The following is a 26,243-nucleotide window of genomic DNA, read 5'->3' as shown; positions in this document are numbered from 1 at the left end:
GCGCACAATTCCAACAGTTTTCAGGTATTAAAATAGATAAACTTACCTCAAAATAAATCAAATTAATAAATTATTTCTTCTTTATTTTGAATCAGTGGACTATCTTTTTGGGTCTTTTTGTAGATTACATTAAACAATAGATTTAATCCTATCGCAGTTACTCCTCCAGCCACAATCCCGTTTTCAGTCAGGATTTTCAATGTATCTGGCAGATTAGCAAACATTTCCGGGACAACCGAAACCCCAAGACCGATTCCACAGGAACATGCAATAATCAGCAAGTTTTCCTGAGAGTGAAGGTCTACTTGACTCAGCATTTTAATACCTGCGGCTACCACCATTCCAAACATGGCTACCATCGCTCCGCCCAGTACGGATGAAGGTATAATTGTCGTGATTGCTCCAACTTTTGGGCTGAAGCCAATCAGGACTAGAAATGCACCTGCCGTATAAATCACATTGTTGGAACGTACACCGGACATTTGGATTAATCCAACGTTTTGAGAAAATGTCGTGTAAGGAAGAGAGTTAAAGATACCACCGAACACAATCGCTAACCCTTCTGCCCGATAACCTTTAGCAAAATCCTCTTCTTTTAAATCCTTTTCACAAATATCAGATAAAGCAAGATAAACACCTGTTGATTCTACTAAGCTTACAAGTGCCACGAGAATCATCGTTATGATTGGAGCCCATTCAAAGGTCGGCATCCCGAAATAAAAAGGAGTAGGAGTTAGGAGAGCATCGGCATCGATTACAGCTTGAAAGTTCACCTTTCCCATGAAAGCTGCTGCGACTGTACCTGCAATTAATCCAAGTAAAATAGAGATGGCTCTTATAAAACCTGTTGAAAACTTATAAAGAATAATAATAAATAGCAATGTACCAAATGCCAACAGGATATTAGATGTTGAACCGAAATCACTCGAGCCTTCCCCGCCAGCCATATTATTCATAGCTACCGGAATCAAAGTCATCCCAATAATCGTTACTACTGATCCCGTCACAACCGGAGGGAAAAATTTTAACAGCTTACTAAAATACTTACTTACTAAAATAACAAACAATCCTGAAGCTAAAATAGCTCCGTATATAGCCGGTATTCCGTATTCTCCCGCAATCGCAATCATTGGACCCACAGCCGTGAATGTACAGCCAAGGACAACAGGCAACCCAATACCAAAGAATCGATTTTTCCATACCTGTAACAGTGTCGCGATTCCACACATCAGAATATCGATTGAAACTAAATGTGTTAGTTGCTCCGGGGTTAAGCCAATACTTCCACCAACAATCAATGGTACTACAACAGCTCCGGCATACATAGCTAATACGTGCTGGATACCCAGTGAAGCGGTTTTCCATTTATTCATTTGCATTTGCTGTCCTCCTCCAAAAAGATTACTTTATTTTCCTCAAGGGATTGGATACGAGCGAGTGATTCCACCCGATATCCTTTATCTCTTAAAATTTTACCGCCATCCTGGAAGGATTTTTCAATAACAATTCCCAGTCCGGCAATTTTGGCGTTCGCTTGGTTCACAATATCAACCAATCCAAAAGCAGCTTGTCCCTTTGCTAGGAAATCATCAATGATTAATACAACATCCTCTTCATTTAAAAACTTTTGGCCAATGCAGATCGTATTTTCCTCTTTTTTCGTAAATGAATAAACAGTGGACGTATATAAGTCGTCTTGCAGGGTCAATGATTTTTTCTTGCGGGCAAAAATAACTGGGACCTGAAGCTCAAGCCCTGCCATAACCGATGGAGCTATTCCGGATGACTCGATGGTTAAAATTTTGGTAATCCCAGCATCCTGAAACCTATTAGCGAATTCTTTACCTATCGCCACCATTAATTCAGGATCCAGTTGATGATTTAAAAACGTATCTACCTTTAGGACCTCACTTGAAAGGACTTGCCCTTCCTCCATAATTTTAGCTTTTAACAATTTCAACTTTTACTCCTCCATTCCCTTGCTTAAAAAAGAACAAATAAAAAGGACCTACAAATTGTCACCTACCTAAAAGTGGGTACAACAATTCATAGGTCCTTTATATCCGGACAAATATGAACAGCGCATTATTAACTCGGGCGCTTGTTTCCCACTCATAGTCAGATCATTTCGGTGGCGGACCACACTGGTAATCTGGTAGAAACTCGCAGGCCATATCCCTGCTATTATATGAGTGCGTATGTAATTAGTATGTTGAGAATTATATCAACAAAATACTCGTTTGCAAAGTGTTTTTTCGTCAAAAACTACTTTTATATTGTCCATTATTTGTGTCCAAATAAAAGACGAATCTTCTATAAAGAAACTGTTTTTCACAATTCAGCCATATTTATTTCATTCATCCTACCCATAAAACGCTTGTTATATCAATTTTACACTATTAATACAGTAATAACCTTATTGGTGAACGATTTGTGAAAATGAAATAACCATCATCCATTTCCAATATTATCTAGTAGAATATACTCAAAGCACATTTCCATTATTTTCGAGAGGGGAGAAAAAAGTGGCAAAAACTAAATTAAACGTACCCGTCAAGGTTAAGAAGAACGAAGAAACTAATCTTTCCGGAACATTGATTTCTGTCTTAACACTTGGGGCATTCATTTTAATTGTATGGGCAAGCGTTTACTTTTTATTTTTAGATCGTCTGTAGAAGAAGGGAGAGATTATCGGTCATGCATATCCATAAATTTGAAAAGATATGGCTTATATTAGGGGTAACAGCACTTTTTGTATTTTTAACTGTATTAGGGGTCAGTGCATTTTATGATGGAAACCAACCGGCAAGCTGTCTGGTGACGATCGATCCGGAAAAAGTAACAAAAACTAAACCTTTTGATAAACCGGGTTTACATAAAGTTGAAGGGAAAGAATGGGATTACGAATTAGTATTCGTTGTTTCCGCGTTTAAATTTGACCCAGGTGAAGTTCAAATTCCTAAAGGTGCAACTGTAAAATTCATGGCTACCTCAACGGATGTTGTCCATGGATTTGAAGTGGCAGGAACGAATGTCAATATGATGATTGAGCCTGGCTATGTGAATGAATATACAAAGACATTCGATAAAACCGGTGAATATTTAATTTTATGCAATGAATATTGTGGTACGGGCCATGCCATGATGATGTCTAAAATCGAGGTGGTTGACTAATGAATATGACTCAAACTGATCTTAAAGTAAACAGAGCTGATGGTAAGCTCGCAATGGCCCACTTCTATGTGGCATTTATCGCACTCGCGCTAGGTGGATTCGCTGGACTTTTACAGGTGCTTGTCCGCTCTGGAAAATACACTTTGCCTGCAGGGATTACATATTATCAAGTTCTTACTGTTCACGGTGTTTTACTTGGACTTATACTGACTACATTTTTTATAATGGGCTTTCAATTTGCAGCAATCAGCAAAACAAGCGGAACATTATCTAAAAAGGCAAGAACGGTTGGTTGGATTGGTTTCTGGATGATGACCATCGGTACAGCTATGTCAGCTACTATGATTCTACTTAATGAAGCATCCGTCCTCTATACCTTTTATGCGCCATTACAGGCTCATTCCATTTTTTATTTTGGATTGGTATTTGTTGTAGTGGGAAGCTGGCTGGATGGCGAAGCTATGGTTGCAGCTTATATTAACTGGAGAAAACAAAATAAGGGTAAAGTCGGCCCATTATTATCCTTTATGGTGATTATCAATAATGTATTATGGTTTACAGCTACTTTAGGTGTGGCGGCTACTGTTTTGGTACAGATCATTCCATGGTCACTTGGATGGGTTGATTCTATTAATGTTCTTATTAGCCGTACGTTATTCTGGTATTTTGGACATCCGCTCGTATATTTCTGGTTATTGCCGGCTTATATGGTTTGGTATGTCGTCATTCCGAAAGTAATTGGCGGAAAAATATTCTCTGATTCATTAGCGAGATTATCGTTTATTTTATTCTTACTGTTTTCTGTACCTGTTGGCTTCCACCATCAATTAACGGAGCCTGGGATTGATCCTGCATGGAAATTTTTACAGGTAATTTTAACATTCCTGGTCATCATTCCATCCTTAATGACAGCTTTCTCTATGTTCGCCACTTTTGAAAGTGCAGGGCGTGCAAAAGGCTATAAAGGAATCTTTGGTTGGTTTAAAGCCCTTCCTTGGGGTGATGCGCGCTTTACGGTTCCTTTTATCGGAATGGTTGCTTTTATCCCTGCTGGTGCAGGTGGAATTGTCAATGCTTCCAACCAATTGAACCAGGTTGTACATAATACGATTTGGGTAACAGGACATTTCCATTTAACACTTGCTACCTCTGTTGTCTTGACTTACTTTGGCGCTATGTATTGGTTGGTTCCACATTTAACTGGCCGTAAGCTTACTAAAAAGATGAATAAATTAGCCATCATCCAGGCGATGACATGGGCAGTTGGGATGACCTTTATGTCAGGCGCCATGCATTTTGCAGGTCTGCTGGGTGCACCAAGAAGATCTTCCTACTCCACATATGGCGGTTCCGCTCAGGCAGCTGAATGGATTCCATATCAAATCGCTCAGGCCGTAGGAGGCTCCATCCTCTTCATTGGTATTATTTTAATTTTAGTTATCTTCGTTAATCTAGCTTTCTTTGCCCCTAAAGGTGATGAAGAGTTTCCGATTGGTGAAGTATCAGAAAAGGCTGAGAAAACACCTTTCATCCTTGAAAATTGGAAGCTATGGATTGGTATTACAGCAGTTTTAATCATTCTTGCCTATACCCTGCCATTTGTAGACATGATTCAAAATGCCCCTCCTGGATCAAAAGGATATAAGCTCTGGTAAAGGTGCTATGACAAAAACTTTAGCAGATGCGGATGACAAATATGTCTTCTGCATCTGCTATTTTAATAATTTTGATATTTGGGAGTTTATTTGTTATAAAAATGGATTTTCATATATTGGTGAACGGGCTTAAAGTAACAAGCATCCTTTTTAATCTAAGAGAAATTGATTAGTTAGCCATTATTGAGCGAAAAATGAGTTAAATGAGCGAATTCCCTAATATATGCGCGATTATTAACTTAAATGAGCGAAATCTTAAATATATGAGCGATTTCAGATTTAATTGTGCGAACAGGAAAATAAGTGAGCATTTCTAAGCCTAATTGAGCTTAAAAAATGAACTTTGAGCGATTTATTTAAGGATTGAGCTAAACTAATTCATCCGTTCCAACCATCATAATCAACCTCTTTCTTCCCTGTCATACATTCTCCGCAACAAGTGAACAAGCCGAATTCTTATCAGCAAAAAAAAAAGCGCCGTCAAGCACTTAAACAGCTACTTAACGGACACCTTTTTATTGTTTATAAATCATACAGTGCAGAATATTTTTCTTTTAAATACGTAATCAAATACTGTGGATTTAATCCTTCTCCCGTAGCATCCTTTATAATCTCTAATGGCAATTTCAATTTACCATACTGATGGACATGCTCCGTTAACCATCCAGTAATTTTGTTATAGTCTCCGTTTTCAATGGTTTCATCGAAGTTCGGAATATCCTTCAGCATTGCAGCTTTGAATTGAGCTGCATACATATATCCGAGTGCATAGGATGGGAAATACCCAAACATTCCACCTGCCCAATGGACATCCTGCAGAACTCCTTCGCCATCATTTTCAGGTCGAATTCCCAAGTACTCTTCATACTTATCATTCCAGTGCTTCGGCAAATCAGCTACCTTTAGATCTCCATTAAACAATCCTTTTTCTAATTCATACCGTATCATAATGTGTAAAGGATATGTGAGTTCGTCGGCCTCAATCCGTATTAGGGAAGGCTTCGATTCATTAATAGCTCTATAGAACGTATCGAGGTCAATATCATTAAATTGTTCAGGCGAGACAGCTTTTAATTTATCAAAATTATGTTTCCAGTAGCTAAGATTCCGGCTGATAAAGTTTTCAAAGAATAAGGACTGGGATTCATGGATACCCATTGATGTACCGGTACATAAAGGCGTGCCTTCTAATTCTTTATTAATATTCTGTTCATATACAGCATGTCCGCATTCGTGTATGGTACCAAATAGAGCAACACGGAAATCTTCCTCAACATATTTCGTTGTAATCCTCACATCATTTGCGTTTAAGGCTGTGGCAAACGGATGGACTGTATTATCCAAGCGCCCCGCTTCCAGGTCATAACCTAGTTCCTGAATCAATTCCATACATAATTTTTTCTGCGCTTCTTCACTAAATGGTTTATATATAAAGTTCGTTTCAAGATTCTTATTCGATTCTCCAATCTTTTTCACAAGTGGTACAATTTCTTCTCTTAGCCTGGCAAATACATCATCCAATATCTCCACTGTCATACCCGGCTCATACAAATCGAGTAATCCATCATAAGGATGATCAGCTTTTCCCCAATAGGATAAAAATTTCTTATTCACCTCAATTAGTTGTTCCAAATATGGCATATACAAAGCAAAATCAGATGTTTCTTTTGCCGTTTCCCATATACTTTCAGCCTTGGACTGTAGTTCAACATATTCCTTATACTCATTTGCCGGAATCTTACTCATCTTCTCGTACTCTTTTTTGCATTCCTCAACAATGGCGATTGTATTTGAATCCAACTGATCCTTCAATTCAGGCTTTGATAACTCTTCTATGTATCGTTCCATTTTAGTTCCTGTTGCCATTTCGAAATGTTCTTTCGATAAGATGGATAGCACTTGACTTCTCTTATCAATCGTTTTCTTTGGAGCCCCAGTGCGCAGGTCCCATCCAATCAGTGCAGACGCTTCTCTGAATGCATCCATGGTATGTATATAGTCTAAAAACTCTTTTTCTAATAGGTTTGTCATATAGATCCCCCTTCTACTCAAAGTATACTGAATATTTTACCATATTAAGTATACTAGGTAGATAGTTTTATATACGAATATGAGCAATTTTCCTAACAGTCCTGAAAAAGTCTAATTACCTAGTATTCCACCATTTCAAACTAAATAAAAAATGCCAACCCTTGGGGTTAGCGTTTACTTTATTGCTGATTGTCTTCCGAGTTCCGTTTGTGTTTTTTCAATGGCATCTCACCACAATATTGAAAATAAATCTGTACAAATAAAATCATTGATTATCAATCGCTTTTTCGAGACGGTTTTGTAATTCATGAATTTCATGATCATTTTCGAGTACTATTTCAAATATTTTTACCTGATTACTTTTTCGCATATAAAGGCCATAAAAACAATTAATTGGGACGGATAAAGCTATAGCGTATAAGTATACACAAAACAAACCCCTTTGAGGCGTGCATTTTTCCGCCCTCAAAACCAGCTTATTTCCTTTGCCTCCTGTATTGTATGAAGTCACTAATTGCGTCTCTAAAGCTTTGTTTAGCAGGCGAGAAGTAGCAGTCCCCCCTATTTGGACTTTTTTCAACAGGTAAATGAGACTAAAAAATGTAAATCAAACAAGCAATGATGATTAATACTACAGCGATCGTCCAAAGCATTAGAATCAACTCCTTTCAAATAGAAGAGAAGTAGTGACTATGATTTATTTGTATAGCAACACGCCGCAAAATAGACCAAATAGGCATGTACCAATTATATTTTTGACTACATAAAATATTCAGCTCCATCACAAGTAATATGGAGAAAGACAAAAAAAAGACGACTCTATAAGAATCGTCAATCTATAATGTGTTAAAACGTAAAATCAGGTTATTTATATTAATTGTCTTCCATTGGTTAATCGTTATATATACCAGTGAAAATCCCGTAAATACAGTTATTAATTATCCTCTGGAAATGACTTCATATTAACCTTTTCTTGGCGGTCTCTTTCCCCAGTACTGATAATAATCCGTACGGATGAAACCATTAAACAGCTTTCGTTTTTTAGTGGCCGGTTTGCCGTAAAACTGCTCAAAGTTTTCATCAGAAGTCAGCATATAAACAGACCAAGTTTCAAATGGACGAAGTGCTTCACCCATCTCTTTATACATTTTTTCAACGGAGGGACGGTCGCTGAGACGTTCACCATATGGAGGATTTCCTACAATTACGCCATATTCCTTGGTCGTTGTAAAATCACGGACCTGCATTTGTTTAAAGTTAATTAAATCCCCAAGTCCTGCTTCCATAGCATTCTCTTTTGCGATTTCAATCATTTTATGGTCAATATCAAACCCTGAAATGTCTAATTCCTGATCATAATTGGCCAGTTCTTCAGCTTCCTCTCTGACTTTATCCCAAATCGATGAATCAATAATAGGCCAGTCCTCAGAAATAAAATCACGATTAAATCCTGGTGCAATATTTTGGCCGATTAACGCGGCTTCTATTGCAATCGTCCCCGATCCGCAGAATGGATCAACAAATGGACGGTCCGGAGTCCAATTCGTCAGCTTCACTAATGCCGCTGCAAGGGTTTCTTTCAATGGCGCTTCACCCTGCCCTGTTCTGTATCCACGTTTATGAAGGGCCTGAGGGCCGGTTGTATCAATCGTTAATGTGGCTTTATCTTTTAAAAGCGATACTTCTACACGATACAATGGTCCATTTTCATCTAACCATCCATCTTTTTTATACGCTTTTTTCAAGCGGTCCACTATGGCCTTCTTCGCAATTGCCTGGCAATCTGGAACACTGAATAATTTAGATTTGACCGATTTACCTGATACAGGAAATTCAGCAGTAACATCCAAATAATTCTCCCAAGGAAGTTTTTTTGTACCTTCAAATAGTTCATCAAATGTATAGGCCTTAAATTCCCCTACAAGAATTTTTACCCGGTCTGCTGTTCTAAGCCACATATTGGCTCTGGCAATGGCAAGCTCGTCTCCCTGAAACAGTACTCGTCCATTCTCGACTGTACATTCATATCCAAGGTCACGTACTTCCTGTGCGACAATTGCCTCAAGACCCATTGCTGCTGTAGCTATTAATGTAATCTTCATTGTTTCACCCTATCTACTTATATTACTTTTCCATTAAATGAAGTCGTTCGCGTCTTTTATCATACAACTCATACATTTTGAATGCAAACCAAATCAGCATTTCTCATCTATATTACCGCATTAAATCGTGGTTGGTTTCATCCAAAGCTTTGAAAAATCTGCATAGCCGAAATTCTTAATGCTAATATTCATAATATCATCTGAAAACAGTACACTTCGTTTGGAATAGTATAACGGAACAATCACAGCAGATTTCATTAATCTTCGTTCCATTTGTGCATGAAGCTCAATCCACTTTTCAAAAGGTGTCTTAGCATACTGGTTTAATATTGCGAAACGTTCTTCTTTACCACCTAGTACTTTAGCAAGTGGAGAGGAACTCAACAATAAAAAATGAAAAAAAGATAAGCTTTGATTCATTTCAAATACTTCTCCATGGATAAACAAATCTGTTTCATGATCTGTATATCCATTTTGCAGACTTTCTTCAAACGTGATTTCTTTTAATTCAACAGGAAGACCAGCAGTTTCCAAAATTCCCTTTAACCAAATAATAAGCTTTTCTGTATATGGAGAAATCTGTAGAACAAGTGGTTTGGATACTTCGATAAATGGAGCTTTATCCACTGTGTATGGCTCAGATGGGGAGCGCAAAATACCACTTTGATTCGGTATGATTTTTGTATCCAATTGATTAATTTCGTTTCGCCGTTCACTGATTACATACTGGATATAATTTCTTACTTCCCGCCTTTTTATATCTGAATTACGGATTGCATTCATAATCACAAGACCAAAACCTGAATCACTCTCAACCTTATAGGTTTCAATATCATCCTCTTTTACAGAGGATCGATAAATAGTCTCAAACCCTCTCGGCACCTGAACAAATTCTATACAATCGAGCAGAGCTCTTTCCTTGTAATAGTCTTCAAACGCACGAAGAATTGTTTTTGTTTCATCATTTTTTTCTAAATAAAAGCTGCCCGTTCCAATTAATTTTCCATTGTTTACTTTATATATACTTGAGCTTAGGGTGCTTAAGAGATGCAATATATAGCTGCACTCTTGTTTCAAATTAATTTCTACCACATACTGTGCGGGGGAATGAATTCTTTGAACAATAAACCATATATCTCTGTGGTTTGAATGATCACGCAAAGATTCCAAGCATCTTACAACATCATCTGCTGTAAGATAGGAACCATCATGGAATTTAACACCTTTTCTTATGTAAATTCTTAACAGGCAATTCGAGCTTTCCCAGCTATGGGCAAGCTCAGGCAATATTTCATTGTTTTCAGTCAGATGAATCAGGCGATTATAAATATTGGAAACTAAGTTAGCGCTATGTGTATCAAGAGCTTCAAGAGGATGAAAGGACAAAAATGGGTCCTTTCTAGGAATGATGAGTTTATCCTTTCCCTCGTCATTAAACCCAAGCTTTGTTTGAAAGAGTCTCATCAGACGAAGCTTGCATTCAGTGGACCAATGAAGGGTTAGCCATTTTGCGCTTTTTTCAATTGATTCATGATTAATCATATATTCCATTTCTTTTTCAAAAATGGCTTCCACATTTTTGACCCACTCTATCTTAGTTGAATGTCCGCGCCCTTTTCCTGGCTGCAATCTAAACCACCCCTCCTCATGCCATCTTTGCATATATCTGGAGGTTTGCTTTGGACTAAGTTCGAGTAAATCCGCTATCTCTGCCTGTCTTACATTTCCCGTTTGAATATGCTGCCAAAGAGTCAGTAATTTAGGTTCCATCCTCTACCCCTTCCCAATAAAAGTAGACACTTATCAATTAATTGTCTATTTTCAGAAGTATCAGTCTAGTTTAATATAATCGATACAAAGGGGGTGAAACAATATGAAATTGAAGAATTTTCCACAAAATATTAAAGTACGGTTAGGCACATCCTTTTTTAACCGAATTGCCTCGAGCTCTGTGATGCCATTTATGGCTTTGTATTTTGCCCATGAATTGAACAAAATCTGGGCAGGTGTCTTCTTGATTTTTACCGTCCTTATTACATTTGTTGCTAACCTGCTGGGAGGATATCTATCAGACCGTTTCAAAAGGAAGAAAATTTTATTAATGACTTCCTCTACAAGTGCCTTCATGTTTTTGATGATGACTTTGACCTTAATCCCTAAGAATGACTGGGTTTGGCTATTTGCAATTTGCTATGTTGGATATATGATTTCAAGCAGTCTTGGAAGGCCAAGCATGAGTGCAATTATTATGGATTCTACTACAAAAGAGACAAGAAAATTTGTTTATGCTCTTGATTATTGGCTCATTAATTTATCCATGGCCATTGGGGCAGCAATGGGAGGACTTTTATACAGTAATCACCAACTGGAATTATTTATCATCTTAACGTGTACATCCACCTTCATTGCCATCGCTTATAAAATTTGGCTAATCGAAGGTACGGTCCGTCAGTTAGAGCAATCACATAAAAACTTTCTGATTGATTTACTTCATAACTATAAAATTGCCCTTAAGGATACTCGCTTTGTAAAACTCGTACTTGGATTCATGTTTATCCTTTCCGCTGAATTCTCACTAAATAGTTATATTGGGGTTCGACTATCAGAATCCTTTGAAGTCATTACTGTATTCGGATACCAAATTGGAGGTGTCCAAATGTTAAGCTTGATGAATATAGAAAATATGTTATTAGTCGTTCTTTTAACATTTATTGTTTCTAATATAACGAATCGTTTTTCAAATAAACGTGTGTTAATCATTGGCCTACTTATTTATGGTGTAGGTTATACATTTGTTACCTCAGCCAATAGCTGGTATATGCTTTTATTATTTGGGTTTATTGCGACGATTGGCGAATTGATTTATTCACCTGTTTATAATACTGAACAGGCAAATATGATTCCTGAGGATAAAAGAGGTTCCTATTCTGCTTTCAGTAACGTTTCCTATAATGGCGCCGACTTACTTGCAAGATCAACCATCATAATAGGAGCTTTTGCCGCTCCGATGATGATGTCCGTTTACATCGGCTTGGTTGTTGCGGTCGGAACATCCCTTGTATATTTCAGCCTTTTTTATAAAGAAAAATATCAAAGAAACATCCAGACCAGTACATAGCAATAGTCTGGTTTTAGGTTTTCCATCACTTGGTACAAGCATTAAACAATTGTCATATAGTAGCACATAAAAAAAGGCTGCCGATTAGATCGGCAGCCTTTCATTCTTCCCTTAATGGAAGTAACTTTTATTCAGGTAATAATACATTTCCAAGATAACGTCCTGTAAGCCATGTTCTGTTCCTTCGTACTGCAATCGACTGGAATGTCTCGTACTCCGGTGGTAATCATCTATCTTCAGACTCCTACGAGTCTGCCCTTTCCCCTCGTTCATTTCCTTGGGAAAGGCGCCCCTACCAAATTTGGGTTTCTCGCTCGCGGGGTTTACCTCGTTCCACCCTTTTTGTTTCCAAAAAGGCTCCGTCACTGTGGCACTTTTATAGGTACCGGTGCCATATTCTAAAAGAACTTAGGCACTTTCCCAGCCGTCAGCCTGAAACAGACTGCCCTAGCTTATTGGTCTAGGCACGAACACTACAGGCATCTCAGCCTGTGCGAGCATGGACTTTCCTCTACAATTTGCATTGCAGCGATTACCCAGACGTTATCACATGCAAAATTCATTATACCCTCATTTCAGCCATAAAACAACTGTTATTATTTGGAAGTTGTTTTATTCGTATAGCTTACTTCCAAACACATGCTTTTCCAGGTTGGATAAGCGTTTTAAAATATCGAAATTGGTGGTACCTGTTGCTTGCTGTACTGGTTGTACTGTTCTTTTCGGCTGTTCTTCCAATTGCTTTTTCAGCTTCATATTCTCTTGCTGAAGGGTTTCAATTTCCTGATGAAAAACCTCATAATCCTTTATTACTAAATCCAGGAATTGATCAACATCTTCTTGCTTGTATCCTCTGACACCCGTTTTAAATTCTTTCTCTAAGATATCCTTTGCGGTCAACTTTGTTTTATCTGAGAGCATTTTATTCACCTCAAATTCATACGACTAATATATAATATTTTTTCAAAAAAAGTGCTGTTTGTCAATTTCCCTCTTAATAATCTTCCCATTGTGCCTCATCAATTAAACTTTGCAGGTCCCAAAATGTTATTTGAAGGATGGGATAATCCTGTTTTTTTTGTTTCTTTTTACCTTCAAACCAGCTATATTTAGGGCTTCCGTCCTTTTCATCATCGTACAATATTAACATTTCATCGCTTTTATCGACAATAAATTGGTTCTTCAGCTTTAACTGCCATGGTCCTTCATATGGTTTCTTTGAAATAGCCTCAACATAGTCTGCCTGGAGTAGTATTTCTTCATACAGTTCTTTAACCGGTTCTTTCCAATTCTCTTCCTGATTTAGATAAGGCAATAAAACGCCAAGCTTTAGATCTGGATACTCTTCCTGTAAGTCAAAAATGACCTGTGCAGTCCATAGTTCCACTCCTGGCTGCCCTGTAATCAGTACCCATTCCATTCCTTCCTCAAGAAGAGTTAACAAGCGACTCAGAAGTGCTTTTTTTATGTATTTGATACCCTCGTGATTTTGATCAAAAATACCAAGCTCGTGGGCCTTATATCCTGTTACAAAAACGACTTTTCCCATATAAGTTCACATCCATTTATACATTATACATGAAATCATAAAAGAAGAGGCTTTACGCCTCTTACTTTTAAAAGCCAAAGCCACTGCCACTACCTGGGCAACCAGGGCATTGCGGATTTGGTGCACCAAAATGCTGGGATTGTTGGGATACATTATTGGCAGTTTGGTAAGAGTGTGGGAAATGATGCTGATGTTGAAATACATGGTTATTCACTTCAAGAGTTTGAACAGGATGCACATGCGGAACTACATGTGTATAGCAATTTTCTTTAACGAATTGGATTGGCTTGTGGCAAACCGGCGGGCACACCTGCACCTTGTTACATCCTGGTATTTGAATAGGTCCACAATGTTGTTGATGATGACGACGACGACCGAACATACGCGTCTCTCCTTTCAGATATCTATATAGATTACATTAATAGACTATGAAATGTTGGATAAGACCGTACTGAGACATTTACCTATTTTCCGTTTATAAAAAAATGTTTCAGCAGCAGAGCTGCTACATGAGTATTAAATAGAAGTGAAAATCACCATCGATAATCCGATTACGACAAAAAATAAACAAAAGACAACCTTATGCATCCGCTTTATGCTCACTTCCTTTTACGTTTCCGTCAAGTGTATAACATTAATTTACATGGGATGCGCAAACATAACAACCATTATTTAGATTTCTTTCATTCCAATTTTTTCTTTATCTAATTTACGCTCCAGTCGGGAGATGCGGTGAAGGGTTGATTTCTCATGAATACCATGTTTATGAAATGAATATTTCCTAATTTCCAACAAAGCTTCATTAGAATACTTCAAAGCTACAGCATAATCCTTTTTCCTATGCTCAAAATATTTCGCCAGCTCAATCAATGAACAGCAAACAAGTTCTGATGTCTGTGCACCGCTCGCTTCTTCCCAAAGCTTTACTGCTGCCTCTTCATTTTTATTCTTTTTATGTTCGTTCGCCAGATGAAAGAGTACCTTCAGGCGTTCTTCATCGTGCTTCGATTCAGTAATTCCTTTTTCAAATGAACCTATAGCACGCTCCCGATCCTTTAAATGAGAAAACCACCTTGCCAGCTCAAATGAGTCCTCATGCTCCAATGCTTCATCGTTTAATAAAAGGGCAGACAAATGAATGTACAGGGTGATTAAAGATAAAATATCCCATTCATTATGCTTCATTATTTTAAAAACAGCTTCCGGATTTTGCCTATCCACGTAATCAAAATAAATGATAGGGGCGAGGTATCCCGGTACATCATCCTTTCTCTCAAAACCAAGTACCTCTTTTTCAACAACAGATAGCTTGACACGATCTAATTTGTTTTTCCACAGTCTTCTAGAAGCATGATATAAATCGAAATGACCGAAATCAGGTAATTTAGGTAAGTGCTGACGTAAAAGAGTATGCTGCGTAACTACCTGCGGCCAGTCAAATGCCTTTCCATTATAGGTGACCAATGTCTCATAATTCACTTTTTCCAAAAAGGTCTTGTAAAACGGAATTTCAAAGCCCGGTCTTGGCAGAAAATGTTGTCTGACCTTTATATGCCCATCCTCCAAAAAAGCATATCCGAGCAAAAAGATGGAAGTCCCCGCACCACCACCCAATCCGGTTGTTTCTGTATCAAAGAAAAACATTTGATTTGCTTCAAATCCTTTGGCGGAAAGAGGGTGCTTTAGGTCGCTCTCATTCCAAATCTTCACAATTTGCGGAAGCATATCAAATGTATACTTTCCATGCTGATAGTTAAGCGGATAGCTGACCTCCCTGATTAAGCAATATTCATTCTCGTGAATAACAGGAACCGCTCCAAATTCGCTCCATTGCTCAAAAAATGGGATGTCAACATTTTTAATAGGTGTATCGGATTCAGGTTCAGAGCGTACTTCCATACGCTTTTTTGAACCTTCTCCAACATTTGTGTTCAAATGTTTTTTCATCCGGTTAAGTTTATTTTTAATGGACATGTAAATGGTCACCGGCCATTCGGTTTCCAAGAATGGATAACACTTTAATGGAATCCTCCTTTAAAGACGAGCCAGTGCCTTCCATTCCTACACAGGATGGACAGCCATTTTCACATGGACAGACTCTAATTGCCTGAATCGTCTCCTGGATAATTTGTTCGCTGTTTTCATACATATGCTTGCTTAACCCGATTCCACCCGGATAATGATCGTAAATAAAAATGGTCGGAAGCTCATTATGCGTTGCCTTTACTTGAGGGTATACATGAATATCCCCCGGGTCACACAGCACATAGACCGGAATGATACCTCGCAGAGCGTGAGAGGCACCCATAAGTCCCTCCTCGAGCCGCTCTTCCTTCCAATCAACACTCCCTTCCTTTAGAGAGAGCATACATGCATTTGTATGAATTTCTTCTTCCGGTAAGTGAATTGGTCCCGATCCTATATTTTCATGTGAGTCAAATCTGATTTTCTTAAAGATGGTTGCCATTGCTCGAACAGAAACATCTCCAAATGTAATTTCACTTTTCGGATCAGCGTTTGTTCGGTCAATTTCCAGAACATCTACCTGAACTGCAAGATTGGCATCCGTGTAGTAATCCACATTGACCTCGCGTACATAGGCCTTCTTTTCTTCCCAATCCAAATGCTCTACCTGATATTGGATTCCTTGGTGTAAGTAAATGGCTTCATCATGCAGAAGAGTCATTGCGGAGAATCGATCCGTTTCTCCAATAACCTGCACTTTTGGATTCGTTCGGTCTATAATGACCACATTCTCCTGCGAAGCAGACCTTAAACTAATTTCATGCGCCGGGAAAGCATCATTCATCCAATGCCATGTATCTTTATTTTTGTGCAATACATGCTCCTCTGCCAAATATTCCAGAATTTCCGTAACCTCAGCAGCTCCAAATTCCTCCCCTTCTTTAAATGGGATTTCAAAAGCTGCACATTTTAGATGATCAACAAGGATTACCAGATTATCAGGATTGATTCTCGCTGTTTCCGGACTCTTATTGAAGAAATAATCAGGATGTTGAATGACAAATTGATCTAATGGACTGGAGCTTGCAACCATGATGATCAGAGCCTCTCCGTGACGTCTTCCTGCCCTGCCTGCTTGCTGCCAGGCACTGGCTATCGAGCCTGGATACCCTGTCATAATACATGCCTGGAGCTGTCCTATATCCACGCCCAGTTCAAGTGCATTCGTGCTGACAACCCCATAGATTGATCCATCTCGCAATCCCTTTTCAATTTGCCGCCTTTGTGTCGGTAAATATCCTCCGCGATAACCTGTAATCGCCTTCGGCCCCAGTTGTTTCGAAATCAATTCCTGTAAGTACGTAACCAATATTTCAACACGGACACGGCTGCGCGCAAAAACAATTGTTTGAATCTTATTCTTTAATAGGGTGCTGGCTATCTTTCTGACCTCTAATATGGAGCTTCTGCGGATATTTAAAGGTTTATTGACGATTGGCGGATTATAAAAAACAAAATGTTTTTTGCCTGCTGGTGCACCGTTCCGCTCAATTAAGACCATTTTAGATTCCGTTAATTGTTCCGCAAGTTCCTTCGGATTGGCAATCGTTGCAGACGTACAAATAAAAATTGGATTGCTGCCATAAAAACGGCAAATTCGCTTTAACCTTCTGATTACATTAGCTGTATGACTGCCAAATACCCCCTTGTACGTATGAAGCTCGTCAATAACAATATACTTCAGATTCTCGAATAAACTGACCCATTTCGTATGATGGGGTAATATCCCGGAATGTAACATGTCCGGATTTGTCATGACAATATGGCCTGCTTTGCGTATTTTTTGCCTAATACTTGTCGGCGTATCACCATCATACGTATAGCTATTAATATCTGCATCTGCAGCATCAATCAGTTCCTCTAATTCAGATTTTTGATCATAGCTCAATGCTTTAGTCGGAAATAAATATAGAGCTCTTGTATCTGCATTCTCAAGAATCGATTGGAGAATCGGTAAGTTATAACACAATGTTTTACCTGAAGCAGTAGGAGTGACCGCCACAATATTTTTTTTATCTCTTATATATTTATAAGCTTCGGCCTGGTGGCTGTATAGCGCTTCTATCCCTCTTTTTTCAAGGGCAGACTTTAACTTTTCATTTAATTCAGTTGGAAAGGGTGAATACGTAGCCTTTTTTTCATCGATGGTATGCCAAAAAGCAATATTGTCTTTGTATTGTTCATCCTGTGAAAAATCATTCATGAACTCCACTAAATTTTTCTTCCCAAACATGATGCACACCTCTTTTCTGTCATCATTGTACCGAATGAACGTTCCCTTGGAAAGGAAAAAGTCGCATCTTTTTCAAGATACGACCTTCCAATTATTGATTCACTTTTTCTATAAATGCGGTAATGGCAGTGGATACTTGTTCCGGGGTCTCAAATATTCCCATATGCCCAGCTTTATCAATAACTATTTGTGTAATATGCTCTCCGCTCACAGTAAATACTTTCTCTATCGGTACAACCTCATCTCTTGCACCGGCTACGAGAAGAGCTGGGATATTCGGCCTTTGCAGCACATAATTCTTATCTTCACGATTTTTCATAGCCATTAAAGCGCCGATAATCCCCTTTGGTCTTGTTTCAACCCCTATATCAAACAATGTTTTCAGCATCTCTTGTTCACTTTCCCTTGTTTCCTTTGACAGCAATTTAGGAATCAGATCCTTAATAAAAACGGATACTCCCTGTTCTTCTACTGTAGAGACACCTGCTGATCGTTTTTTCTTTGCTTCAGGGGAATCCGGTAGTGCTGTGGAATGAATGAGACCATACCCCCTAACAAGATCGGGATGATAATCTACAAAATCGAGAGTAATATATCCTCCCATTGAATGGCCAAATAGATAAGCGTCCTTTAAATCATGTTCAATAAAGAAATTATACAAATCCTCTGCCATATCATGAATACCGTACCCAATCTTTGTAGTATCTGTATCGCCATGGCCCCTTACATCTACAGTAATTACACGATATGATTCTTTCAGATAGGGAATCACTTCTTTCCAGTAATCCTTACTTCCGCAAAAACCATGCAGTAATATAACAGGCTTTCCAGCGCCTTCTTCCTTAAAGGCTAATTTCACAAAGTTATTCTCCATTTATTTACACTCCTTTTCATTTATTGACGCGCATACTTTCTACGTTATAGGTGGAGCCTTTTACATTTATGTATTTTGATAGTAAAAAAGAGACAAGCCCAACTTCTAAAACTTTCCCTATATTTACCCCAATCATTTACCATTATCCATCCTGTTTATAACATTGCTTAAATATAAAGTAAAGCTGCCCTCTCATAGCCAAGTCTATGCTTTTCATGCCTTACCACTCAACCCTTATCACCCTGATTATTTAACAATTAAGCATAGCCTGCATATGCTATATGTAGAATCATCAGAGGAGGAGAATATTTATGGCTCAAAACAAGAAGAATGGTGCATTTGAACCGCTCCGTAACTTCATTTCACAAATGGATGATTTGTTAACCGAAAACAATAGGAGCGGGCTATTACAGTCCATGGATGATTTTTTCCAAAACCAAAAAATGTTTGCAAGCTTTCCCGTTGAATGGGAAGAAACAGAAACCCATTATATTATTCAAGCTTCTATCGCGGGTGTCGATAAAAATTACATTGAAATTGATATATCTGGTAATAAATTAACAATATCATATGAAACGGAACGAAAAGTAAATAAAGGCGATCAAACATACGCTACTGAAAAACAAAAGAAATCGAGAAGCTTTACATTCCATTATCCAATTGACGAGGAACAAATTGAAGCTACCCACGAAAATGGCTTATTAACAATCAAAGTCCCCAAATCAAAAAAGAAACGCATATCTATCCGATAAACAAAAAACTGCCGATCTATAACCGGCAGTTTTTTATGTGGTTACTTTAAATATAGAACCTACACCTTTTACTAAATTGGATACCTGATTCATTGAATTTAACATCATTCCCGCAGTATCAATCATTTTATTAAAATCAATACTGCCTTCCTGCGTTTTGAATTGATTAAGAACCGATGAAAAATTACTGCCCTGATTTTTTTGCATAAAGCTTTGTTTTGGATATGGATTGGTGATAGCTGTATTCATCTGCTGTGAAGGATAAAAATCCTCATCCTTTGAATATAATGGATTTTGAAAAGGATTCACCTGCTGTTTTGGGTATTGATTCGGCATTTCCTGCTGCGGATAGCCGTAAAATTGTTGATCTTCCATCATACCGGCTGAAACTGGCATACTTCCTGGATATTGCTCCATATAGTATGGATTAAAGGATGGCTGTTGATACATTTGGTTAGGATAGTACGGTTGGTAAGCAAGGTTTCCTTCAAACGGATTCATTTGTTGTTGCTGAATAGCCTCCGGTCCCCAAATACCCTGTGGCTGAACCTGAGGAGCCGCAGTACCAGCCGGATAAATATTTCTATATTCATATGGAGGCACGTAGGCTGCAACCGGCATTCCATAATAAGGATTAAAATCACCATTACGCTTTCTAGCTTTTTTCTCAAATAGTGGTTTAAGCATAACTCTCCCTCCGCTCTAACTCTATACTTATACAGTATGCAGCATCTGGGATTGGGTGCTCCGCTACTCCACGTTCGCTTCCTCCATCCGAATCTGTTCGAGTACAAACAAAGCAGCATTGCAATGTTTAATAAATCTGGATTTGCTTGATTCCGGAAAGTAACAATGGACAGAAACCTGCAAAACATTATTATGGGTATTCTTAATCTGCATGAGAGATAGATATTTAGGACTTTTATCCGCTACCCATTGCTCAGCCTCAATCAGCCATTCATCTGCAAGCTGCTTAGTATGGTCGGCGAACGGCTTAATCACAGTGTGAAAATCAGCACGCTCTTCCGTTTCGCGTGCTTCTCTATAGATTTTTTCAGCATTATTAACGATCTCTATCAAAGCGATTGTCTTTTGATAAAAGTTATCTTTCATATACATTACATCCTTGTTCTTTTTACCTAATCTAAACAGAATTTCAGAAAAAATGATACTATCTTGTTTTTTACGTCAAATGAGCCAATTTCAATATGGACAGTTGTGTATCATGTTTGTAATCCTCAATAAAATTATTCATTTTAATTTGAATATCTGCCATATCCATATCAATCTTCCTGGCTTCAGTTTTGATTGTATACGTGAACTCGGCTATTGTATCATTTACTTCATTATCTGTTTTTCTAATTATTTCTTCCTCGAGGGCTATTATCTCCTGCTCCAATTCCTTCAGCAATGTGATGATATTTTCTTTGGAACTCATGCACCTCACCCTTTCCTGATTCTTATACACTAATGGTTTCGATTTAACTATTGCAATCCCTTCATAGACGACAAAACTAGAAGAGTATCGGCAAAGAAAACAGAGACGGCGCACGTAAATGCTTCCTTCGACAACTTGCATAAACTCTCTAAACATAGACAACCTATTGAATAGGAGGTGTAGTCATGAAGAAAAATACATCAGCTGCTCAAGAGAAAAAAAAGAAAAGCAATAACGCATCCAGCAAGCATACAGGCAATCCAAAACTAGATGGTCCGGATAAACCATCAACTTAAATTAGCTGCTACTTACTTAATAGCCGGAGGATTTTATATTCTCCGGTTTTTATTATTCTCTTTCGCTTAAAAGATGACCTCGGTAACATTCTTCTATATAATCATATACTCTAACCTTTTTATCTAAAAAGTACCTTTGACGAATCCAGCCAATTTATTATAAACTTCGAAGTGCCTTAGTTTCGTTTACACTCTATTAATTTAGTAATTATTGAAAGAAAAATGCACGTTTTTCTTATCACAAATTTACATAAGTGAGTATCTGTACCAATTATTTAAACTTTCTCTGTAAGTAATAATGAATTTTACAATTTTGATGCTATTTTTGTTATGATAAGGATGGGCTTGGAGGGATACTATGTCTATAAAATATCCTAATGGAAAACAATATAACCCGATTGAGAAAACCGGCAGCAAAGTACTGAAACAGAAAAAAGTGAATTATTCTAATCGGGGAATGACATTGGAGGATGACTTAAACGAAACAAATCTTTATTATATAGAGAATAACATCGCAATTGTTCACAAAAAGCCAACACCTGTTCAGATTGTAAATGTGTCTTATCCTAAGAGGAGCGCTGCAGTCATAAAAGAAGCCTATTTTAAGCAAGCCTCCACAACGGATTATAATGGTGTATATAAAGGCAGATACATTGACTTTGAAGCGAAGGAAACCAGACAAACAACCTCTTTCCCTTTAAAGAATTTTCATGAACACCAAATTATCCATATGCGCAATATCATTAAACATGGCGGGATAGCCTTTATTATTATGCGTTTCAGTGTAACTGAGGAAATTTACTATTTACCGGCTGAGACACTCATCTATTATTGGGAAGAGATGCTATCTGGCGGTAGAAAATCTATACCAAAAAAGGATATCGAACATACAGGTGAAGTGATTCCACTTGGGTTTTCACCAAGAATTGACTATATTAAGATAATTGACAAAAAATATGGTACCCAACTATTTTAATTGGTCCTTTATCCTGAAAGGAAGGTATGTAACACAATGTCAGATCAATATAAAACGAGGACAGAAAAAAGGAAATATGCAAAATCCAAAAAAAATAATAAACAAAAGAAACAATCTAAATCATCATTATTAAAAAGAACCTTAATTGTTTTAGCTGCACTATTTATTATTGCAGGTATTTCAGTCGGAGGAGTTTTTGCATACTGGGCTGTCACTGCTCCAGAGATCGATGATAGCGCCCTGATTGATCCTATTTCTTCGAAAATCTACGATAAAAACGGAGATGTATATACAGAAGTAGGCTCAGAAACAAGAGATTACGTCGATTATAAGGATGTTCCTAAATTAATGGAAAATGCCATTCTGGCAACTGAAGATGTACGTTTTTATAAACATCACGGAATTGATATTATCCGAGTTGGCGGAGCTTTAATTGGAAACATAACAGGCGGCTTCGGCTCTCAGGGTGGAAGTACTATTACCCAGCAGGTAGTGAAAAACTCTTTCCTTAAATCAGAAAAAACCATTAAACGTAAAGTACAGGAAATGTACCTTGCTTTTCAACTAGAGCAAAAATACTCTAAAGAACAAATTTTTGAAATGTATGTTAACAAAGTATATATGTCATCCGGAGTCCATGGGTTTTCCACAGCATCCAAGCTGTATTTTGGCAAAGAATTGAATGAGCTTACCTTGTCTGAAGCTGCCACACTGGCAGGTATGCCCCAAAGCCCAAATAATTACAACCCGTTTACGTATCCCGAAAAAGCGGAAAAACGAAGAAACATCGTACTTAAGCTAATGGAAAAAGCTGGTTTCATCACTGCTGAAGAACGCGAAAAAGCGCAAGCCGAAAGTGTTGAAGATAGCTTAGTTCCAGAAGATAAACGAGAAAAAACATCCAATACAAAAATTAACGCAATTGTCGATCAAGTTATCGATGAAGTAGAAGAAATTGGCGACTACAATATATACACTGATGGCCTTCAGGTTTATACTTCCATCGATCCTGATGCTCAGGATTTAATGGAAGAAATACTAGATAGTGATAAATATATCGCATACCCCGATGATAAATTCCAGGCCGGTACTGTCTTTATGGATACAAAAACTGGTGAAATCCTTGCAATTGGCGGTGGAAGAAACCAGGAAGTTGCCCGCGGCTTTAACTATGCGACAGACTTAAAATCTAGGCAGCCTGGTTCGACCGTTAAACCAATCCTGGATTACGGTCCGGCAATCGAGTATTTGAATTGGTCAACCGCTCACCATCTTGAAGATGAGCCATATAAATATAATTCCGGCCAATCAATCGGCAGTGCTACAGGTACGTATAAAGGGGATGTCACTATGCGTGAAGCACTGTATAAATCCTTGAACGTCCCTGCCGTTAAAACACTTCAAGAGGTTGGTGAGGAAAATGCCGGCAAATTCGCGAAAAAATTAGGCATTGACTTCGGAGAAATATATGAAGCTTCCGCAATTGGCGGTGTACAAAAATATGCTTCACCTTTAGAAATGGCCGGCGCCTATGCTGCTTTCGGTAATGAAGGAATCTATACCAAACCGCATGTAGTGAAAAAAGTTGTTCTTAGAGATAATGATACAGTTGTTGAAACTGCACCTAAATCTGAGGTAGCCATGAAAGATTCTACAGCCTTTATGATTACAAATGTTCTGCAGGATGTTGTAACAAAAGGTACCGGTACTGCTGCTAATATACCAGGCCTTCATATTGCAGCTAAGACCGGTACAACTAACTATTCTGCAGAAGATCGTGCCAAACATAATATTAGTAAAAGCAGTTCACCGGACGCATGGTTTATCGGATATACAACGAACTTTACAATGTCTGTTTGGACTGGGTATGATCAGCAAATGGAAAATCCTTTAAGTAAGCAGGATACAAAAATTGCTGCACAAATTTTTAAAGCGATGATGGGCAAAATGTCTGAGAATGTGTCAACAGAGAATTTTAAACAGCCAAGTTCCGTAGTAAAGGTTGGCATCGAGAAAGGTACTTTCCCTGCTGTTAAAGCAAGTGAATATACACCAAGCGATAAAATCTCGTATGAGTACTTTGTCAAAGGGCATGAACCATCCAGAACATCAGAAAAATACACAAAAATTGATGCCCCTTCCGGTTTAAATGCTGCATATGATGAAGCAACTAATCGGATAAATGTCAGCTGGAACTATGATTCTTCCAAGGAGGCAGAATTCAATGTTAAAGTTGCTGTAGATGGCGGAGACAGACAAACGTTAACCACTACAAAGGAAACTTCCTTCAGTCTCGATGCTCCAGAAGCCGGCAAAAAGTATACGTTCTATGTAACGGCTACTGTAGACGGCCAGGATAGTGACTCAGCATCTACTTCTGTTTCTATTCCTGAGGCTGCTCCAGAGGAGGAAGAACAGCCAGAACAGCCAGAAGAGCCAACAGAGGACAATACAGAGGATCCAAACCAACCTAACCCAGACAATGGCACAGGTAATGAAGAAGATCCGAATGAAGGTAACAATCCTGACGAAGGTACTAACCCTGGTGAGGACACCAATCCTGACGAAGGTAACCCTGATGAAGGCACTAATCCTGGTGAAGAACAACCTGTAGAAGAACCTGTAGAAGATGAAGAGCAGGAACCTGGTAATAACGGCAACGGTAACGGTAACGGTAACGGTAATGGAAGATCTAATACGAATTCCATAAATAACAATACAGATGATTCTCAGCCTGACGAAACATCATTTTTGTTCCCACCCGCTATTCAAGAGTTGCCAAGACATATACGTAAAATAGCCTAAATCAAAAAAGAGATCGGACTTAAAAGTCCGATCTCTTTTTTCAATCTCCATCATGTATACTTATTTAAAGCTGCCATTTTGGCCGCAATCTTGATCTGCTCTTCCATTAAGCTTTTTAATTGCATAAAGCTTGGGTAAAAGTATGGCCTTGCCAATATAAAGGGCAAACGCTCTTCCACGTTCACTGGTTTCCCCTTTAATTCCTTTAGGCATACAGGGAAGCCGCATAAATTTACAGGTACTTGATTAGACCAATACATGAACGATATATATAGTACAATACCTTTTAACATATATGGTTTAATTTCCTGCTTTTCTCTGTTAGCGAATATTATCTCTAACTGTCGTACGATTTCCGCCCATTCATTCGTCAGCTGCTCCCTTATAACAGAGAAATCCTCCCAGGGCCTGTACAAATCATTGCCTTTATAATAATAATACTCATATGGAAAACCAAGATTAAAAGTATCGTTATTCCATCTCAAGAAATCAATTTTATCAAGTTGATTGTACTCAAAATTAAAAGGTTCAAGATTTAATTCTGGAATATTCATTTTCCTTTTCCTGCTGCTTTCATTCTTTTTTTCCCTTCACGGCACAGTAGAAGCATAGGGCACTCCTCACATTTTGGCGATTGAGCTTTGCAATGGTATCTACCAAAGAAAATCAATCGGTGATGGGTAATCGACCATTCCTCCTCAGGGATTCTTCTCATCAGCGTTTTTTCAACCTCTAAGACGGAGTCCTTCCACCTGCATATACCTAGCCTTTTACTTACTCTCTCCACGTGTGTATCCACAGCGATTGCGGGTGTTCCATACGCTACTGAAACAACCACATTCGCTGTCTTTCTCCCCACTCCGGGTAGCTCAACTAATAAATCCCGGTCATTAGGAACAACCCCATTGTATTTTTCCAGAATAATTTGCGATAACTTCTGAATATTTTTCGCTTTGTTTCTGTATAAACCAATTGAACGAATATCATTTTCCAATTCACTAAGCGGTACAGAAAGGAAATCCTCTGGTTTTTTATATTTTTGAAAGAGATTCTTCGTTACTTTATTCACCAAAGCATCCGTGCACTGTGCCGATAATACTACCGCCACGGTTAATTCGAATGGATTGGAATGATTTAATTCGCAATGGGCCTCAGGAAACATCCTTGCCATTTCGTCGAGACAATAACGAATTTGTGTATTGGTAAGCATCTAAA

The 26,243-nt window shown here is 38.2% G+C and carries 23 protein-coding genes, 1 other RNA gene and 1 riboswitch; of the genes, 7 read left to right on the top strand and 17 right to left on the bottom strand.

What is annotated here, in order from left to right; genetic code table 11:
• Positions 1-62: 62 nt before the first annotated feature.
• Positions 63-1,379, bottom strand: a complete 1,317-nt coding sequence (locus AC4D4A_RS00755; RefSeq protein ID WP_490994123.1) for a nucleobase:cation symporter-2 family protein — start codon at positions 1,377-1,379, stop codon at positions 63-65.
• The gene (locus AC4D4A_RS00750; RefSeq protein WP_490994122.1) at positions 1,370-1,960 is read right to left on the bottom strand and encodes a xanthine phosphoribosyltransferase; all 591 of its coding nucleotides are present in this window, start codon (positions 1,958-1,960) and stop codon (positions 1,370-1,372) included. Before AC4D4A_RS00750 ends, AC4D4A_RS00755 begins: the two co-directional genes overlap by 10 nt.
• 135 nt (positions 1,961-2,095) lie before the next feature.
• A riboswitch (purine riboswitch) is annotated at positions 2,096-2,212 on the bottom strand.
• A 313-nt stretch (positions 2,213-2,525) separates the two neighbouring features.
• On the opposite strand from AC4D4A_RS00750, the gene AC4D4A_RS00745 reads away from it, so the two are divergent.
• From AC4D4A_RS00745 to AC4D4A_RS00735, 3 genes are read left to right on the top strand one after another with little or no spacing between them, the layout of a single operon-like run.
• Positions 2,526-2,675, top strand: coding sequence for a cytochrome c oxidase subunit 2A (locus tag AC4D4A_RS00745; RefSeq protein ID WP_066107311.1), 150 nt, complete (start codon positions 2,526-2,528; stop codon positions 2,673-2,675).
• Between the two features lie 22 nt (positions 2,676-2,697).
• Positions 2,698-3,174 (top strand): cytochrome c oxidase subunit II, encoded by a 477-nt coding sequence (locus AC4D4A_RS00740; RefSeq protein ID WP_490994121.1) that lies wholly within the window; start codon positions 2,698-2,700, stop codon positions 3,172-3,174.
• Between the two features lie 5 nt (positions 3,175-3,179).
• Entirely contained in the window at positions 3,180-4,829 is a 1,650-nt protein-coding gene (locus AC4D4A_RS00735) for a b(o/a)3-type cytochrome-c oxidase subunit 1 (RefSeq protein ID WP_490994738.1), read from the top strand.
• A gap of 522 nt (positions 4,830-5,351) precedes the next feature.
• Here the strand turns inward: AC4D4A_RS00735 and AC4D4A_RS00730 are convergent.
• The 3 genes from AC4D4A_RS00730 to AC4D4A_RS00720 all read right to left on the bottom strand — a co-directional run bounded on the left by AC4D4A_RS00730 (position 5,352) and on the right by AC4D4A_RS00720 (position 10,732).
• On the bottom strand, positions 5,352-6,860 hold the full coding sequence (locus tag AC4D4A_RS00730) for a carboxypeptidase M32 (RefSeq protein ID WP_490994120.1): 1,509 nt from the start codon (positions 6,858-6,860) through the stop codon (positions 5,352-5,354).
• 962 nt (positions 6,861-7,822) lie between these two features.
• Positions 7,823-8,962 (bottom strand): THUMP domain-containing class I SAM-dependent RNA methyltransferase, encoded by a 1,140-nt coding sequence (locus AC4D4A_RS00725; RefSeq protein ID WP_066107325.1) that lies wholly within the window; start codon positions 8,960-8,962, stop codon positions 7,823-7,825.
• Between the two features lie 120 nt (positions 8,963-9,082).
• Positions 9,083-10,732 (bottom strand): ABC transporter substrate-binding protein, encoded by a 1,650-nt coding sequence (locus tag AC4D4A_RS00720; RefSeq protein ID WP_490994119.1) that lies wholly within the window; start codon positions 10,730-10,732, stop codon positions 9,083-9,085.
• A gap of 103 nt (positions 10,733-10,835) precedes the next feature.
• On the opposite strand from AC4D4A_RS00720, the gene AC4D4A_RS00715 reads away from it, so the two are divergent.
• Positions 10,836-12,080, top strand: a complete 1,245-nt coding sequence (locus AC4D4A_RS00715) for an MDR family MFS transporter (RefSeq protein ID WP_490994118.1) — start codon at positions 10,836-10,838, stop codon at positions 12,078-12,080.
• Between the two features lie 160 nt (positions 12,081-12,240).
• On the opposite strand, the gene rnpB is transcribed toward AC4D4A_RS00715, so the two are convergent.
• The 7 genes from rnpB to AC4D4A_RS00680 form a co-directional block, all read right to left on the bottom strand.
• An RNA gene (gene rnpB, locus AC4D4A_RS00710) (RNase P RNA component class B) lies at positions 12,241-12,624 on the bottom strand.
• A 68-nt stretch (positions 12,625-12,692) separates the two neighbouring features.
• The gene (gene gpsB / locus AC4D4A_RS00705; protein WP_139891762.1) at positions 12,693-13,001 is read right to left on the bottom strand and encodes a cell division regulator GpsB; all 309 of its coding nucleotides are present in this window, start codon (positions 12,999-13,001) and stop codon (positions 12,693-12,695) included.
• 73 nt (positions 13,002-13,074) lie between these two features.
• Positions 13,075-13,629, bottom strand: coding sequence for an SLOG family protein (locus AC4D4A_RS00700; protein ID WP_490994117.1), 555 nt, complete (start codon positions 13,627-13,629; stop codon positions 13,075-13,077).
• 67 nt (positions 13,630-13,696) lie between these two features.
• The gene (locus tag AC4D4A_RS00695; RefSeq protein WP_490994116.1) at positions 13,697-14,011 is read right to left on the bottom strand and encodes a CotD family spore coat protein; all 315 of its coding nucleotides are present in this window, start codon (positions 14,009-14,011) and stop codon (positions 13,697-13,699) included.
• 290 nt (positions 14,012-14,301) lie between these two features.
• Positions 14,302-15,603: a ribonuclease H-like domain-containing protein gene (locus AC4D4A_RS00690; protein ID WP_490994115.1), complete on the bottom strand. Its 1,302-nt coding sequence runs from the start codon at positions 15,601-15,603 to the stop codon at positions 14,302-14,304.
• Complete coding sequence (locus AC4D4A_RS00685; protein ID WP_490994114.1) at positions 15,593-17,887, bottom strand: DEAD/DEAH box helicase; 2,295 nt, start codon at positions 17,885-17,887, stop codon at positions 15,593-15,595. Before AC4D4A_RS00685 ends, AC4D4A_RS00690 begins: the two co-directional genes overlap by 11 nt.
• 91 nt (positions 17,888-17,978) lie before the next feature.
• A complete protein-coding gene (locus AC4D4A_RS00680) occupies positions 17,979-18,761 on the bottom strand; it encodes an alpha/beta fold hydrolase (RefSeq protein WP_490994113.1) in 783 nt (260 codons plus the stop codon).
• 311 nt (positions 18,762-19,072) lie between these two features.
• Between AC4D4A_RS00680 and AC4D4A_RS00675 the strand changes: the two genes are divergently transcribed.
• On the top strand, positions 19,073-19,513 hold the full coding sequence (locus tag AC4D4A_RS00675) for an Hsp20/alpha crystallin family protein (protein WP_490994112.1): 441 nt from the start codon (positions 19,073-19,075) through the stop codon (positions 19,511-19,513).
• 33 nt (positions 19,514-19,546) lie between these two features.
• On the opposite strand, the gene AC4D4A_RS00670 is transcribed toward AC4D4A_RS00675, so the two are convergent.
• From AC4D4A_RS00670 to AC4D4A_RS00660, 3 genes are all read right to left on the bottom strand, one after another.
• The gene (locus AC4D4A_RS00670; RefSeq protein ID WP_490994111.1) at positions 19,547-20,200 is read right to left on the bottom strand and encodes a YppG family protein; all 654 of its coding nucleotides are present in this window, start codon (positions 20,198-20,200) and stop codon (positions 19,547-19,549) included.
• A gap of 63 nt (positions 20,201-20,263) precedes the next feature.
• The gene (locus AC4D4A_RS00665) at positions 20,264-20,626 is read right to left on the bottom strand and encodes a DUF1798 family protein (RefSeq protein ID WP_490994110.1); all 363 of its coding nucleotides are present in this window, start codon (positions 20,624-20,626) and stop codon (positions 20,264-20,266) included.
• Between the two features lie 70 nt (positions 20,627-20,696).
• Positions 20,697-20,951, bottom strand: a complete 255-nt coding sequence (locus tag AC4D4A_RS00660) for a hypothetical protein (protein WP_490994109.1) — start codon at positions 20,949-20,951, stop codon at positions 20,697-20,699.
• A 654-nt stretch (positions 20,952-21,605) separates the two neighbouring features.
• Here AC4D4A_RS00660 and recU point away from each other — a divergent pair.
• Together recU and AC4D4A_RS00650 are read left to right on the top strand one after the other, a co-directional pair.
• Positions 21,606-22,223 carry a Holliday junction resolvase RecU gene (gene recU, locus AC4D4A_RS00655; protein WP_490994108.1) on the top strand — a complete coding sequence of 206 codons (618 nt, stop codon included), beginning with the start codon at positions 21,606-21,608 and terminating at the stop codon, positions 22,221-22,223.
• 36 nt (positions 22,224-22,259) lie between these two features.
• Positions 22,260-25,028, top strand: coding sequence for a transglycosylase domain-containing protein (locus tag AC4D4A_RS00650; RefSeq protein ID WP_490994107.1), 2,769 nt, complete (start codon positions 22,260-22,262; stop codon positions 25,026-25,028).
• 50 nt (positions 25,029-25,078) lie between these two features.
• Here AC4D4A_RS00650 and AC4D4A_RS00645 read toward each other — a convergent pair whose 3' ends face one another.
• Together AC4D4A_RS00645 and nth are read right to left on the bottom strand one after the other, a co-directional pair.
• Positions 25,079-25,582 carry a YpoC family protein gene (locus AC4D4A_RS00645; RefSeq protein ID WP_490994106.1) on the bottom strand — a complete coding sequence of 168 codons (504 nt, stop codon included), beginning with the start codon at positions 25,580-25,582 and terminating at the stop codon, positions 25,079-25,081.
• A complete protein-coding gene (gene nth / locus AC4D4A_RS00640; protein ID WP_066107366.1) occupies positions 25,579-26,238 on the bottom strand; it encodes an endonuclease III in 660 nt (219 codons plus the stop codon). Before nth ends, AC4D4A_RS00645 begins: the two co-directional genes overlap by 4 nt.
• Positions 26,239-26,243: the final 5 nt, after the last annotated feature.

This window comes from Pradoshia sp. Z5_111, assembly GCF_058267535.1.
The sequence above is the reverse complement of the archived record's forward strand: the minus strand, read 5'-3'. Positions and strand labels throughout refer to the sequence as shown.

Bases quoted from the DNA above. Each gene is read 5' to 3' on its own strand.
- AC4D4A_RS00675 (WP_490994112.1), top strand. From the start codon at position 19,073: ATGGCTCAAAACAAGAAGAATGGTGCATTTGAACCGCTCCGTAACTTC.
- AC4D4A_RS00690 (WP_490994115.1), bottom strand. From the start codon at position 15,603: ATGTCCATTAAAAATAAACTTAACCGGATGAAAAAACATTTGAACACA.
- AC4D4A_RS00660 (WP_490994109.1), bottom strand. From the start codon at position 20,951: ATGAGTTCCAAAGAAAATATCATCACATTGCTGAAGGAATTGGAGCAG.
- AC4D4A_RS00645 (WP_490994106.1), bottom strand. From the start codon at position 25,582: ATGAATATTCCAGAATTAAATCTTGAACCTTTTAATTTTGAGTACAAT.
- AC4D4A_RS00715 (WP_490994118.1), top strand. From the start codon at position 10,836: ATGAAATTGAAGAATTTTCCACAAAATATTAAAGTACGGTTAGGCACA.
- gpsB (WP_139891762.1), bottom strand. From the start codon at position 13,001: ATGCTCTCAGATAAAACAAAGTTGACCGCAAAGGATATCTTAGAGAAA.
- AC4D4A_RS00755 (WP_490994123.1), bottom strand. From the start codon at position 1,379: ATGCAAATGAATAAATGGAAAACCGCTTCACTGGGTATCCAGCACGTA.
- AC4D4A_RS00695 (WP_490994116.1), bottom strand. From the start codon at position 14,011: ATGTTCGGTCGTCGTCGTCATCATCAACAACATTGTGGACCTATTCAA.
- AC4D4A_RS00685 (WP_490994114.1), bottom strand. From the start codon at position 17,887: ATGTTTGGGAAGAAAAATTTAGTGGAGTTCATGAATGATTTTTCACAG.
- AC4D4A_RS00725 (WP_066107325.1), bottom strand. From the start codon at position 8,962: ATGAAGATTACATTAATAGCTACAGCAGCAATGGGTCTTGAGGCAATT.
- AC4D4A_RS00700 (WP_490994117.1), bottom strand. From the start codon at position 13,629: ATGGGAAAAGTCGTTTTTGTAACAGGATATAAGGCCCACGAGCTTGGT.
- AC4D4A_RS00670 (WP_490994111.1), bottom strand. From the start codon at position 20,200: ATGCTTAAACCACTATTTGAGAAAAAAGCTAGAAAGCGTAATGGTGAT.
- nth (WP_066107366.1), bottom strand. From the start codon at position 26,238: ATGCTTACCAATACACAAATTCGTTATTGTCTCGACGAAATGGCAAGG.
- AC4D4A_RS00680 (WP_490994113.1), bottom strand. From the start codon at position 18,761: ATGGAGAATAACTTTGTGAAATTAGCCTTTAAGGAAGAAGGCGCTGGA.
- AC4D4A_RS00665 (WP_490994110.1), bottom strand. From the start codon at position 20,626: ATGAAAGATAACTTTTATCAAAAGACAATCGCTTTGATAGAGATCGTT.
- AC4D4A_RS00730 (WP_490994120.1), bottom strand. From the start codon at position 6,860: ATGACAAACCTATTAGAAAAAGAGTTTTTAGACTATATACATACCATG.
- AC4D4A_RS00740 (WP_490994121.1), top strand. From the start codon at position 2,698: ATGCATATCCATAAATTTGAAAAGATATGGCTTATATTAGGGGTAACA.
- AC4D4A_RS00735 (WP_490994738.1), top strand. From the start codon at position 3,180: ATGACTCAAACTGATCTTAAAGTAAACAGAGCTGATGGTAAGCTCGCA.
- AC4D4A_RS00650 (WP_490994107.1), top strand. From the start codon at position 22,260: ATGTCAGATCAATATAAAACGAGGACAGAAAAAAGGAAATATGCAAAA.
- AC4D4A_RS00720 (WP_490994119.1), bottom strand. From the start codon at position 10,732: ATGGAACCTAAATTACTGACTCTTTGGCAGCATATTCAAACGGGAAAT.
- recU (WP_490994108.1), top strand. From the start codon at position 21,606: ATGTCTATAAAATATCCTAATGGAAAACAATATAACCCGATTGAGAAA.